The organism is Cellulomonas sp. PhB150, from assembly GCF_003755175.1.
In the GTDB taxonomy this organism is placed as follows: Bacteria; Actinomycetota; Actinomycetes; order Actinomycetales; family Cellulomonadaceae; genus Cellulomonas.
Window position 1 is genome coordinate 305001 of the sequence record NZ_RKHX01000002.1, and the last position, 12725, is coordinate 317725.

13 protein-coding genes and 1 tRNA gene are annotated in these 12725 nt (G+C 72.9%); 6 read left to right on the forward strand and 8 right to left on the reverse strand.

Annotated features, from left to right (window positions below; translation table 11 throughout):
• Nucleotides 1-118 precede the first annotated feature (118 nt).
• The 3 genes from EDF34_RS08810 to EDF34_RS08820 all read right to left on the reverse strand — a co-directional run bounded on the left by EDF34_RS08810 (nt 119) and on the right by EDF34_RS08820 (nt 2649).
• Nucleotides 119-1129 (reverse strand): glycine betaine ABC transporter substrate-binding protein, encoded by a 1011-nt coding sequence (locus tag EDF34_RS08810; protein WP_123370994.1) that lies wholly within the window; start codon nt 1127-1129, stop codon nt 119-121.
• A 61-nt stretch (nt 1130-1190) separates the two neighbouring features.
• Entirely contained in the window at nt 1191-1949 is a 759-nt protein-coding gene (locus EDF34_RS08815) for an ABC transporter permease (protein ID WP_123370995.1), read from the reverse strand.
• A 10-nt stretch (nt 1950-1959) separates the two neighbouring features.
• Entirely contained in the window at nt 1960-2649 is a 690-nt protein-coding gene (locus EDF34_RS08820) for an ABC transporter permease (protein ID WP_123370996.1), read from the reverse strand.
• 97 nt (nt 2650-2746) lie between these two features.
• Between EDF34_RS08820 and EDF34_RS08825 the strand changes: the two genes are divergently transcribed.
• Nucleotides 2747-3793, forward strand: a complete 1047-nt coding sequence (locus EDF34_RS08825; protein ID WP_123370997.1) for an ABC transporter ATP-binding protein — start codon at nt 2747-2749, stop codon at nt 3791-3793.
• A gap of 48 nt (nt 3794-3841) precedes the next feature.
• A complete protein-coding gene (locus EDF34_RS08830; protein ID WP_123370998.1) occupies nt 3842-4762 on the forward strand; it encodes a RimK family alpha-L-glutamate ligase in 921 nt (306 codons plus the stop codon).
• A gap of 51 nt (nt 4763-4813) precedes the next feature.
• On the opposite strand, the gene EDF34_RS08835 is transcribed toward EDF34_RS08830, so the two are convergent.
• Together EDF34_RS08835 and orn are read right to left on the reverse strand one after the other, a co-directional pair.
• Nucleotides 4814-4889, reverse strand: a tRNA-His gene (locus tag EDF34_RS08835).
• A 61-nt stretch (nt 4890-4950) separates the two neighbouring features.
• Nucleotides 4951-5616 (reverse strand): oligoribonuclease, encoded by a 666-nt coding sequence (gene orn / locus EDF34_RS08840; protein WP_123370999.1) that lies wholly within the window; start codon nt 5614-5616, stop codon nt 4951-4953.
• A gap of 74 nt (nt 5617-5690) precedes the next feature.
• Here orn and EDF34_RS08845 point away from each other — a divergent pair, with 74 nt between their 5' ends.
• Nucleotides 5691-6413 carry a phosphatase PAP2 family protein gene (locus tag EDF34_RS08845; protein WP_123371000.1) on the forward strand — a complete coding sequence of 241 codons (723 nt, stop codon included), beginning with the start codon at nt 5691-5693 and terminating at the stop codon, nt 6411-6413.
• Here EDF34_RS08845 and EDF34_RS08850 read toward each other — a convergent pair.
• Nucleotides 6375-6617, reverse strand: coding sequence for a hypothetical protein (locus EDF34_RS08850; protein WP_123371001.1), 243 nt, complete (start codon nt 6615-6617; stop codon nt 6375-6377). The genes EDF34_RS08845 and EDF34_RS08850 overlap by 39 nt on opposite strands.
• A 490-nt stretch (nt 6618-7107) precedes the next feature.
• Between EDF34_RS08850 and EDF34_RS08860 the strand changes: the two genes are divergently transcribed.
• Nucleotides 7108-7521 carry a hypothetical protein gene (locus EDF34_RS08860; RefSeq protein WP_123371003.1) on the forward strand — a complete coding sequence of 138 codons (414 nt, stop codon included), beginning with the start codon at nt 7108-7110 and terminating at the stop codon, nt 7519-7521.
• A gap of 19 nt (nt 7522-7540) precedes the next feature.
• Here the strand turns inward: EDF34_RS08860 and EDF34_RS08865 are convergent, their stop codons facing one another.
• Nucleotides 7541-8494 carry a LysR family transcriptional regulator gene (locus EDF34_RS08865; RefSeq protein ID WP_123371004.1) on the reverse strand — a complete coding sequence of 318 codons (954 nt, stop codon included), beginning with the start codon at nt 8492-8494 and terminating at the stop codon, nt 7541-7543.
• 146 nt (nt 8495-8640) lie between these two features.
• On the opposite strand from EDF34_RS08865, the gene EDF34_RS08870 reads away from it, so the two are divergent.
• Together EDF34_RS08870 and EDF34_RS08875 are read left to right on the forward strand one after the other, a co-directional pair.
• Nucleotides 8641-9438, forward strand: a complete 798-nt coding sequence (locus tag EDF34_RS08870) for an alpha/beta hydrolase (protein ID WP_123371005.1) — start codon at nt 8641-8643, stop codon at nt 9436-9438.
• 10 nt (nt 9439-9448) lie between these two features.
• The gene (locus EDF34_RS08875; RefSeq protein WP_123371006.1) at nt 9449-10234 is read left to right on the forward strand and encodes an SDR family NAD(P)-dependent oxidoreductase; all 786 of its coding nucleotides are present in this window, start codon (nt 9449-9451) and stop codon (nt 10232-10234) included.
• A 3-nt stretch (nt 10235-10237) separates the two neighbouring features.
• On the opposite strand, the gene hrpB is transcribed toward EDF34_RS08875, so the two are convergent.
• Nucleotides 10238-12697, reverse strand: a complete 2460-nt coding sequence (hrpB, locus tag EDF34_RS08880; protein ID WP_199737751.1) for an ATP-dependent helicase HrpB — start codon at nt 12695-12697, stop codon at nt 10238-10240.
• Between the last annotated feature and the right edge of the window lie 28 nt (nt 12698-12725).

Genomic DNA, 12725 nt, shown 5'->3' on the forward strand with positions numbered 1-12725 from the left:
GACGACCCGGCGGGGGCAAGCGACGCCCTGCGCGCAGTCGACGACCCGGCGGGCGTGGGGTGATACGACGAGGGCGGCTCCCCGGGTGGGGAGCCGCCCTCGTCGTGCGTGCGTCAGCTCAGCTGGCGGCCAGCGAGCCGTCGCTCGACAGGACCAGGCCGATCGCGGCCTCGCCCTTGCGAACCGCGGCACCGATCAGGCCGAAGTCGTAGGACTTGAAGTCCGAGAACACCAGGCTGTACGTGTCCTCGAGACCCGGCTGGCAGAACGGGCGGTCCGGGCACTCCGCCGGACCGGCGAGGGTCAGACCGCCGCAGGCGGCGGCCAGCTCGCTCAGGCTGGTGACCTTGTGCGCGTCGGCGAACTCCTGGGTGACTGCGAACGCGTTCTGGTCCTGCGCGGCGGAGGCCTCGCCCATGACGAGCTTGCTCTGCTCGGCCAGCGGCGTCAGAGCCGCAACCGTCGTCGCGATCTCGTCGGATGCGACCGACTTGGCGTCAGCACCGTTGATCTTGGCGTTGAGGAAGTCCGCCAGCGTCGCGGCGTACTCGGGGACGGCGACCAGGTCGCCCTTCTCGAGCGCCGGCAGGTAGGTCTCGCGGTTGCCGATCGTGCGCACCTCGACGTCGAAGCCGGCGGACTTCAGCACCGCGCCGTAGATCTCGGCGAGCGTGACGTTCTCCGAGAAGTTCGCGGCGCCGACGACGAGCTTGCCGCTGCCGCTCTTGTCCGTGGCCTCGAGCTTGTTGGTCGTGACGAACTCCGCGGCGACCTCGGTCGAGGTCTTGCGGTCGATGTCGACGGCCTTGTTGAGCTGGATCAGCTTGTCGGTGTCGAGCGCCGCCGAGACCGAGTTGAGAAGGTCGAGGATCTCGGGGTTCTTGTCCGCGGCGGCCTTGTTCACGGCCGGGATGATGTTGTCCGAGTTCTGCAGGCCCTTGTCGTCGGTGAGGACGACGAGCTTGTCGCCCGCGACGGGCGCGCAGTCGGCTGCCCCGGACGTGCCGGAGGAGGTGGGCTCGGCCTCGCCGCCGCCGGACCCGGCCTCGCCACAACCGGCGAGGAGAAGGCTCGAGGCGAGCAATGAGGTGGCCAGCAGGGTCTTGGCCGTCAGGTGGCGGACGCGCATCGTGAGCTCCTGGGTCGGGTGGTGTGTGGGGTGCGCAGTGCTGCGCGTCGGTCGCCGACGGTCACGTCGACGCTGGACCATTCGAACTGCTCGAAGCCGTGGCGGCAACCGGTACGCCGGGTGATCGCTGTCGGCGCCAACCACGGCGGGCCCGTGAGGATTCCCGCAGGCCACGTGGGGTGAGAAGTCGTTGCACGATCGCCAGCAAGCCTTCCGCAACCAGGCACAGCGCGGCAACGAGGATGCCTCCGGCAAGCACCTGTCCGTAGCGCTGGGTGCCGAACCCGGTCACCACGATCGTGCCGAGGCTGGTGCCGCCGACCAGGGCGGCGAGCGGGACCGTCGCCAGCACCTGCACGACGGCGGTGCGCACGCCGGCCGCGATGAGAGGGACGGCGAGCGGGAGCTCGACCTCGACGAGACGTCGTCGGCCGGACATCCCGAGGCCGCGTGCGGCGTCCACGATGTCGCGGTCGACGTCGCCGAGGCCGGTCACGGTGTTGGTGAGGAGCGGGGGGATCGCGAAGATCGCGCAGGCCAGGACGGTCGCCGTGTTGCCGAAGAGCCCGGCCGAGGCGAACAGCGTCAGCAGGGCGAGCGTGGGCAGCGCGCGCGTGGTGTTGGCGATGACGACACCGAACGTGCCGCCTCGTCGGGCGTGCCCCAGCCAGACCCCGGCGGGCAGGGCGACCACGGCCGCGAGCACCACGGCCAGGACGGTGACCTGCAGGTGTGCCGCCGTCAGGGCGATCACGCCGTTGCGGCCGGTCCAGTTCAGGGGGTCGTTGAGCCAGGCGAAGGCTTCGCTCAGGATGTCCATGGCCGTCCCCTCACGCCGACACGTCCGACAGGACCCGGGCTGATCGTGACCACGGCATCATCCAGCGCGCGAGCAGGACGATCGCGACGTCGGCGATCAGCGCCAGGACCAGGCACAGGATCGTGGCCGTCATGATCTCCGCGTGGTAGTTGCTGCGGAAGCCGCGGAACATCAGCTGGCCGAGGCCGCCGAACCCGACGACGACGCCCACGGTCACCAGGGCCACGGTCGTCACGGTCGCCACGCGCACGCCCGCGACGATGCTCGGCAGCGCCTGGGGGAACTCGACCTGGACGAGCATCCGCGTGCGCCCGTAGCCCATCCCGCGCGCGGCGTCCGTGACGGCCGGGTCGACGCCCTGCAGCCCGACGAGGATGTTGCGGATGAGCACGAGCAGCGCGTACGCGACCAGCCCGATGAGCACCGTCGTCCGGCCGATGCCCGTGTACGGCGCCAGGAGCGCGAACAGCGCGAGCGACGGGATCGTGTAGAGCACGCCGGCCGTGCCGACCACGGGCGCGGCGAGGCGCGGCCTCGTGTGGGCCAGCGCAGCCAGCGGCAGGGCGAGGACGAGCGCGATCGCCACGGCCTGGAGCGTCAGGGAGACGTGCTGACCGAGCGCCTCGGTGATGTCGGCGTGGTTGCGCTGGACGTAGTCCCACGAGAACCACGGGTTCGGTGGTGTGTCCGCCAGACGCATGGTGCGACCGTAACGGGCGCGTCTGACACGCGCAGTCCGGGAGTGGCGCGACCCGGGTGGGTCGCGGGTGTCGGACCTGGGCGCTAGCGTCCCTCGGGTGGCAGACGAGTGGGCGATCCGGTTCGACGGCGTGAGCAAGACGTACGCGCCCGGCGGCAGCGGCACGGGGCCGGCGGCGGTGCACGACCTGAGCCTGGACGTGCGCCCGCACGAGGTCCTGGTGCTCGTCGGACCGTCGGGCTGCGGCAAGTCGACGACGATGCGGATGGCGAACCGGCTGGTCGAGCCCAGCGCGGGCCGCATCCTGCTCGAGGGCGACGACGTCACCAAGGTCGACCCCGTCCAGCTGCGGCGCCGGATGGGCTACGTCATCCAGAACGTCGGCCTCTTCCCGCACCGCACGGTCGCCCAGAACGTCGCGACGGTCCCCAAGCTGCTCGGCTGGGACCGTCAGCGGACGCGCAACCGCGTCACCGAGCTGTTGGAGCTCGTGGGGCTGAGCCCCGACCGCTATGCCAAGCGCTACCCGCACGAGCTGTCCGGCGGCGAGCGCCAGCGCGTCGGCGTGGCTCGTGCCCTGGCCACCGACCCGCCCGTGCTGCTCATGGACGAGCCGTTCGGCGCGGTCGACCCGGTCGGCCGGCGGCGCCTGCAGCGCGAGTTCTCCAAGATCCAGCGCGAGCTGGGGACCACGGTGATGCTCGTCACGCACGACATCGACGAGGCCGTGCGGATGGCCGACCGCGTGGCCGTGCTCAGCGAGGGCGCGCACATCGAGCAGCTCGCGCCCCCGCTCGAGATCGTCGCGCGGCCTGCGTCGGCGCCCGTCGCGGACCTCGTCGGGAGCGGACGGACCGCACGCCTGCTCACGCTCGGGCGGCTCGAGCGCTCGGACCTGGTCGACGACGCGCCGGACGGGACCGACCGCCCGCACGTCGAGCTCGGCGACGAGCTCAGCGAGGTCCTCGACCACCTCGTCGACGAGGACGCCGGGGGAGTGGGCGTGCCCGTCTGGGAGCACGGTCGGCCGATCGGGCACGTCAACGGCCAGAGCGTGCTGCGTGCACTGCGCCGGCTGGCCGACGAGCGAACCGAGGCTGGCCCGCCCAGCGTTCCCGACGCGGTCGTCGAGAAGCGCGCCTGACGCAGGTCGAGGACCGAGCCCGACACATGCGGTCGGTAGGCTGCGCACGTGACCTCGACGACCGCGCGCCTTGCCCTCGCCACCTGCGCCGAGCTGCCGGACCTCGATCCGGACGACCTGCCGCTGCGTGACGCCCTCCTCGAGCGCGGGATCGCGACGGACATCGTCGTCTGGGACGACCCGACGGTCGACTGGGGGACCTACCAGCACGTCGTGATCCGCTCGACCTGGGACTACACCAGCCGCCCCGCGCAGTTCGTCGACTGGACCCACCGCGTCGAGCGCACGAGCACGCTGCTCAACCCCGCGCCGGTCGTCGGCTGGAACATCGACAAGACCTACCTGCGCGACCTCGAGAAGGCCGGCCTGCCGATCGTCCCGACGATCTGGCTCGACCCCGAGCGCAACTTCGACTCGCGTGCGATCCACACGCGCTTCCCGGCGTTCGGCGACTTCGTCATCAAGCCGACCGTCAGTGCGGGCTCGCGTGACACCGGCCGGTACCAGGCCGACGTCACGCCGTCGCGGTCGCTCGCGATCATGCACGCCAAGAACCTGCTCGGTGTCGGCCGCCGCGTGATGATCCAGCGCTACCTGCGCCAGGTCGACACCGCGGGCGAGACCGCTCTGGTGTTCTTCGACGGCGAGTTCAGCCACGCCGTGCGCAAGGGCCCGATCCTCGACGGCCCGTTCCGCGCCGACGACAACGAGCTCTACGCGCGCGAGGAGATGAGCCCCCGCGAGGCCAGCGACGCCGAGCGCGAGGTCGCGGAGCGCGTCGTCGCGGCCCTCCCGCAGCTCGCGCCGGGCGTCGACAAGCCGCTGCTGTACGCCCGGGTCGACCTGATCCCCGACGACGAGGGCAACCCCGTGGTCCTCGAGCTCGAGCTCGCGGAGCCGTCGCTGTTCTTCGCGCACGCGCCCGGCTCGCTCGAGAAGTTCGCCGACGCGGTGGCCGCCCGCATCTGACCCGGCAACGACGAAGGGCCCCGATCCGAGGATCGGGGCCCTTCGTGCGCATGGGGTGAGTAACGGGACTTGAACCCGCGACCCCCTGGACCACAACCAGGTGCTCTACCAGCTGAGCTATACCCACCACGTCCCCATCCGTGAACGGGGCAGGAAGAACTGTACCGGAGCGGAGCCCGATGCCTAAATCAACCCTCGAGCGCTGTCCGCACCGAGGTGGCGGCGACCTGTGCGGCGATCTTCTTGGCGGTCTTCGAGTCGGGCCCGGGCTGCTCGGGGAGCAGGGCGGCGCGGTAGTAGCGCAGCTCGTCGATGCTCTCGAGGATGTCGGCCAGCGCGCGGTGGCCGCCGTTCTTCGCGGGGGCGGAGAAGTACACGCGCGGGTACCAGCGGCGCGCCAGCTCCTTGATGGAGGAGACGTCGATGATCCGGTAGTGCAGGTGACCGACGAGCTCGGGCATGTCCCGGTCGAGGAACGTCTTGTCCGTGCCGACCGAGTTCCCGGCGAGCGGTGCCTTGCCCGGATCCGGCACCCACGCGCGGATGTAGTCGAGCACCTGCTGCTGCGCGTCGGCCAGGGTCGTGCCCGTCTCGAGCTCGGTGAGCAGGCCGGACGTCGTGTGCATGGTCCGGACGAAGTCGCCCATCTGATCGAGAGCCTCGGGCGGCGGGGCGATGATGACGTCGACGCCCTCACCCAGCACCCGCAGCTCGGAGTCGGTCACGACGGCGGCGACCTCGACGAGGGCGTCAGCGCCCAGGTCGAGCCCGGTCATCTCGCAGTCGATCCACACGATGCGGTCGGCGCTCTCGTGGCCGTTCGCGGGGGACGTGGTGGTGGTCTGGCTGGTCACACGCCTCACCCTAGGCCGTTTCCGGCATCCGGCCTGCTCGCGCGGGCGCCGGGCGTGTGGTGGGCTGGGGCGCCATGACGTCCGAACGCACCCGTGTCCTGCTGTGGACCTACCTGCCGGGACTCGTGCTGATGGCGGGCGGGCTGCTCGTGTTCGGCAAGATGCTGGACGACGTCCGCGAGGGCGACGACTTCGCCGCTGCCGACCAGGCGGTGCTCGACTGGCTCGTCGCGAACCGGTCCCCGTGGATGACGAACGTGCTCGCCGCGATCACCTTCGTCACCGGGCCGACCGTGCTGCCGATCCTCGTGTTCCTCGCGTGCGCCGGCTGGTGGTGGTGGCGCCGCGAGTGGTGGCGGCCCGTGCTGCTGGCGGGCGCGATGATCGGCTCCACGCTGCTGGGCGTCGTCGTCAAGGACCTTGTCGGCCGGCCGCGTCCACCCGAGGACACGATGCACATCCCCGGCGCCGAGCACAGCGCGTCGTTCCCGTCGGGCCACACGCTCGGCACTGCGACCCTCCTGCTGGTCGCCGGGTACCTGGTGTGCAGCCGCCGACGATCCACCGCGCGGCTCGTCGGCTGGGGCGTCCTGACCGTCGTCGGGACGGTGCTCGTGGCGGTCAGTCGCCTGTACCTGGGCTACCACTTCCTGACCGACGTCATCGCAGCGATCGGGCTCGCCGTCGCGGTCCTCGGTGCGGTGTCGATCGTCGACCGGATCCACACGGGGCCGCCCACCGCGTCGTCGGACGGGCGGTCAGCGGACCCCGCCGTCGTCGTGCCCGGGAACGGTTGACGCCACCCACGCCGCGACAGGCACCAGCACGGTGACGCCCACGGCGATCGCGGCGGCGGCCGACCACGACAGGTTGGCCCAGCGCAGGACGAGCAGCATGACGACGCCCGCCGCGAGGCCCATCGCGACCCGCTCGGCCCACACGACGAGGGTCCGGTGACCGCGTGCCTCCGGCGCCGGCTCGGCGCTGGCGTGCCGGCCCATCAGGGCACCGCGCGGATGACGACCATGCGCACATCGTGGCACGTCAGGGCGGCCGCGCCGGTGCCCGGACATGCGAACGGGCCGGTTCCCACGAGGGGGAACCGGCCCGAGGCGAAGGTCAGACGAGCCGCTGGGTCGCGATCCGAAGTACCGGCGCCACGGGGCGCTGCGTACTCGGAGGTCGCCTCGAGGCGTCTGACGGATGGGTGGTCCTGGCGCGCTCGCGGGCCAGCTGCGACCGCTGCGCGGCGTGCTGCTGCTCGAGACGGACCAGGTCGTAGGTGAGGGTCGGGTGCATGACGAAGTTCTCCGAACGGGTGGGTGGGAGGCCCGCGCGGAGGTGCTCCGGGCGGGGTGGCCGCCCTGATGGGCGGCGGACGGTGACTCAGGAACACCAGACCACGGGGGAGATACGCGGGTCACGTGCTTTTCCGCCTCGCCCGCCAGTGCTCTCTGCCAAGGTGAGCTCATCACACGTCGAGGGGGTGCGATGGGCAGCGACATCGGGGGCAAGGCTCTGTTCGCGGTACTGCTGCTGACGGCGCTCGGTGTGGGCTTCGTCGTGCTGCAGGACCTCTCGGCCAAGCCGTGCCCGTGGCGGCGGCGGGTGGCAGCGCTGGGCGCACTGTTCCTGGTCACGGCCGGCTTGACCCTGACGCTCTCGCCGTACACGGCCTCGACCGGCGCCGAGTGCGACCTCTCGCCGACGACGTCCGTCCTCGGACCTGAGGGCTCGCAGGCGCGCATCGACGAGGCGCCCGACGAGACCGACCGGGCCAGCACCGAGTCGTGCACCAACCAGGCCCGGGCAAGGACGGCGGCGGCCGCGGCCCTCGTCCTGCTCGGCTCGGTGGGCTACGCGATCGTGCGCCGGCCGCTCGTGCGCGAGCCGTCGGTGGTGTGATGCGTCGCGTCGTGAAGCGTCACCCGGTCGCCTCGTCGGGCGGGACCCAGACCGGCGCGCCCCCGGCCGGCGGGACGTCCCAGCCGTTCCGGCGCGCGACCGCCTGCGCGGTCCGGATGAAGTCGGCCGTGGGCTGAGAAGGCTGCTCGTGCCGCCACGCGATCGACCAGGGGTAGACCGGTGAGAGCTCGGCCGGCGCGTACACGGGCAGGCCGAGGTCGGCGTAGCGCCGCGCGTAGCTGTCGAACTCGAACAGGTACGTCGGTCCGGGCGCGCGTGTCCAGATGCTCAGGCAGTTGTTGAAGGTGCCGGGGTTGCCCAGCCACCGCAGTGACAGACCCGCGGCGCGCTCGAACGCGCTGAGGTACTCGCCGTGCGCGTTGTACAGGCCCGATCCCGACGAGTCGGCGAACACGTCGAGAGCACGGTCGCCCAGGGAGACCGTGGACCGCGGCGGGTCGTCTGGCCGGCCGACGAGACTCATCGGCTCGAGCCGCAGCGGGCGGTGGTGCCAGCCGGTGGGGTGGTCGGCCAGCATCCGCGGTGTCACGCGCAGGATCGCCACGTCGAGGCGGTCGCCCAGCAACGCGTCGAGCTGGCGGGCGCTGTCCATCGACCGCTCGACCAGCTGGACGGTCGGATGTGCCGCCGCGAAGGCGTCGGCGACGACGCGGCTGGTGCTGAGCTCGAAGATGTGGGCGATCCGCACGGTGTTGGCGGCGGGCTCCTGACGCATCCGCTCCGCGATCGCGAGTAGCTGGCGGCCGTCGTCGAGGAACCGCTCGCCCCGGGGCGTGAGCGTGACGTGGCGGCTGTCGCGCAGGAGCAGCTTCGTGCCGACGGAGTCCTCGAGCTTGCGGATCTGCTGAGACAGCGCGGGCTGGCTGATGTGCAGCCGCGCGGCCGCCCGCCCGAAGTGGAGCTCGTCGGCGAGCACGACGAAGTACCTGACCAGACGCAGGTCGAGATCCATCGCGCTCCTTCCCGGCCACACCGTAGCGGTCCGGTATGCACCCGCCCGGTTATCGATCCATCGGAATCAGGACTTGGACAGCGTGCTCGGGCCCGCGGTTCGCTGGTGGGGCCCGATCGCCCGTCCGACCTGCACTGGAGAACCTCATGGCCGAGCCCCGTCCCGTCGTCTTCATCCATGGCCTGTGGTTGCACGCGAGCAGCTGGCAACCGTGGGTCGAGAAGTTCCGTGAGGCGGGCTACGACCCGGTCGCGCCCGGCTGGCCGCACGAGGCCGACACCGTGGCGGAGGCGCGCGAGCGGGCCGACGACGTCGCGAACGTCGGGATCGACGACGCGGTCGACCACTACGCGGCCCTCATCGCCACGCTCCCGGCACCCCCGATCCTCATCGGGCACTCGTTCGGCGGCCTCATCACCGAGAAGCTGCTCGGTCAGGGGCGCGGCGCCGCGGGCATCGCGATCGACCCGGCCCAGATCAAGGGCGTGCTGCCGCTGCCGCTCGCGCAGCTGCGCGCCGGGTTCCCGGCCCTGGGCAACCCCGCCAACCTGCACAAGGCGGTGTCGTTGACCAAGGAGCAGTTCCGCTTCGGTTTCGGCAACGCGGTCTCGCAGGAGGAGTCGGACGCGCTCTACGAGCAGTGGACGATCCCGTCGCCGGCCCGGCCGCTGTTCCAGGCGGCGGCCGCAAACTTCGTCATGCACTCCCAGGCCGCCGTCGACACGAAGAACACCGACCGTGGCCCGCTGCTGCTGATCTCCGGCACGGCGGACCACACCGTGCCCGACGTCGTGACGCGCTCGACGTTCAAGCAGTACCGCGACTCGACCGCCGTCACCGAGCTGCGCCAGTTCGAGGGCCGCGGTCACTCGCTGACGATCGACAGCGGGTGGGAGGACGTCGCGCAGGCGTCGCTGACCTGGCTCCTCGGTCACGGGCTGTAGGGCGCGCGCCGTGGAGCTGGGACTGACCGGGCGGATCGCCGTCGTCACCGGGGCGAGCAAGGGCATCGGGCTGGCGGTGACCCGGACCCTCGCGCGTGAGGGCGTCCGGGTCGTCGCGGGAGCGCGGTCGAGCAGCCCGGAGCTGGACGCGCTCGCGGCCGACGGGGGCGTCGTCCCGGTCGCCGTCGACCTGTCGACACCGGACGGGCCGGCCACCCTGGTCGCCGCCGCCCTAGAGCTTGGGCCGGTCGACATCCTCGTCAACAACGTCGGTGCGGTCTCACCGCGGATCGACGGCTTCCTGGCCGTGACCGACGAGCAGTGGCTCGCGACCCTCAACCTCGGTCTGCTGGCCACCGTCCGGGCCACGCGGGCCGTGCTGGGGCCGATGGTCGAGGCCGGCGGGGGATCGATCGTGACGATCAGCTCGGTCAACGCGTTCCTGCCCGACCCGACGGTCATCGACTACAGCGCGACGAAGGCGGCGTTGACGAACCTGTCGAAGTCGCTGTCCAAGGAGTTCGGACCGCGCGGCATCCGCCTCAACACCATCAGCCCTGGGCCGGTTGCGACGGACCTGTGGCTGGGGACCGACGGCGTCGCGGCGCGGCTCGGCGCCGCCTCGGGCAGTGACCCCGCGGCGATCCAGGCTGCCGCCGCCGGGCAGTCCGTCACCGGGCGGTTCACGCGACCGCAGGAGATCGCCGAGCTGGTCGCGCTGCTGGCCAGCGACGTCGTGGGCAACGTGACCGGCGCGGACTTCGTGATCGACGGAGGGTTGACCACGCAGACGTGACGGTCAGCGGGGCCGGCGCACCCCACGCACGGGCGGGGCCTCCCACGGGTCCTCCGGCCAGGCGTGCTTCGGGTACCGGCCCCGCAGCTCCGCTCGCACCTGCGGGTAGCCCGTGCGCCAGAACGACTCGAGGTCCGCGGTGACCGCGGCCGGGCGCCCGGCGGGGGAGAGCAGGTGCAGCAGGACGGGCACGCGGCCGTCGGCCAGTCGCGGCGTGGCCCGCCAGCCGAACGTCTCCTGAAGGCGCACGGCGAGCACGGGCTGGTCCTCGGAGTAGTCGACGCGCACGCTCGACCCGCTCGGGACGGGCAGCCGTTCGGGCGCGAGATCGTCGAGTCGCGCGGCGGCGGGCCACGGCAGCAGTCCGCGCAACGCCTGCAGGACGTCGAAGCGGGCGAAGCTGCGCACGCCGGAGAGGTCGAGCGCCGCCAGGAGCGCCTCGTCGGACACGTCGGGCCACGGCTCGCCGAGCGACCGGTGCAGGAAGTCCATGCGCTGCCGCAGGCTCGTCGCGGCGTCCGACCAGCGCAGCAGCCCGAGCCCCTCGCGTCGCAGGCCGGTGCGCATCGCGTCCGCGACCAGGGCGCGCGGAGGGTCGGGCAGCGGCGCCGACGACAGCTCGATCGCCCCGAACCGGCGCACGCGACGCGCGACGACAGAGCCGTTCGCCCACTCGACGACGTCGTGCGTGCCCAGCAGCGCGGGTGCGGCCTCGCTCGCCAGGTCGAGGTCGATGGGCGCGGCCGAGCGGATCGTCGCGTCCCGACGGCCGGCGCCGCGGTCGGCGTCCGCCACGGCGAGCCACGCGAGTCCCGCGAGGCCCGACCCGGGCGGGAGCGCGGCGCCCGTCCCGGAGGTCATGAGGTAGGCGGAGCCGCCGGGGCGCTGGCGCGCGATGCGGTCCGGATGGGCGAGCGCGACGACGAGGCCCACGGCCAGGTCGTCGGTGAGCTGCGCGTCGCCGCGCGCGGCCGGGACCAACGCGCGCAGACGAGCGGTCTGGGATCGCCAGGTCCCACCGCCGCCTCGTCGGGCGGCCCGCAGTGCGGCCACCAGGTCCCCGCCCGGGGCGCGGACGTCGTCGGAGAGCAGGGCGACGACCTCGGCCGCCCGCTGCGCGCCGACGAGCGTGGCGCCGTCGAGCAGTGCGCGGGCCAGCCGTGGGTCCGCGGGGACCGCCGCCACCGCCCGGCCGCGAGCGGTCGCGCTCCCGTCGGCAGCCACGGCTCCGAGGCCGACGAGGATCTCGTGGGCCACGGCCATCGCAGCCTCGGGCGGCTCGTCCAGGAGCGCGAGGCCGGCCCCGCGCGGGTTGCCCCAGCACGCGAGCTCGAGCGCGAACGACGTGAGGTCGGCGGTGAGGACCTCGGGCGCGGCGTGCGGGACGAGCCGGGCGTCGTCGGTCGCTGACCAGCAGCGGTACACCGCACCCGGACCCTCGCGCCCGGCGCGGCCGGCCCGCTGCTCGGCCGACGAGCGGCTGACGCCCACGGTGACGAGCCCGGCCAGCCCGCGTCGGTGGTCCGTCCGCGGCTCGCGCGAGAACCCCGCGTCGACGACCACGCGGACGCCCGGCACGGTCAGCGAGGACTCGGCGACGGCCGTCGAGACGACGACCCGTCGCCTCGGCCCGGCCCGCAGTGCCAGGTCCTGCTCCCGCGGGGGCAGCCGGCCGTGCAACGGCCGCACGTCCACGTCGAGCCGCGCGATCCGACGAGCGACACCGTCGACCTCCCCGGCGCCGGGCACGAAGACCAGGACGTCGCCGGCACGGTCCTCGAGGGCTCGGGCGACGGTCGCCGCCACGTGATCGAGGAAGGCGGGCGTCACACCCCGCTCGTCGGTCCTCGCGACCCGGGGCGGGGGCGGAGCCAGCACGACGTCGACCGGGAAGAGAGCACCGGGTACCGCGACGATCGCCGCGTCGCCGAGCAGCGCGGCCGTCCGCTCGGCCTGCACCGTCGCGGACATCGCGACCACGGCCAGGTCGTCGCGCAGGTTGGCGCGCACGTCGGCGAGCAGGGCGAGCGCGAGATCGTCGTCGAGGTGCCGCTCGTGGACCTCGTCGAGGACCACGGCGCCGACGCCCGGCAGCTCGGGGTCGCGCTGCAGTCGCCGGACCAGGACGCCCGTGGTCACCACCTCGATGCGCGTCGCCGCGCTCGTGACGTGCTCGCCACGGACCGAGAACCCGACCGTCGCTCCCACGGGCTCGCCCAGCAGGTGCGCCAGGCGACGAGCGGCGGCACGAGCCGCGATCCGCCGCGGCTGAGTGACGACGACGCGCCCCGGCACGGCCGCCGCGACCGCCGGCGGTACCAGGGTCGTCTTGCCCGTCCCGGGCGGCGCCTGCACGACGACGACCCCGCGGGACCGCACGGCGTCGACGACCTCGGCGAGCCCGTGCCGCACGGGCAGGTCGGGCGGGTCGGCGAGCAGCCGGCCGATGGGGTCGTCGTCCACGGGTGGAGTCTGCCCCCAAGGCGGAGGA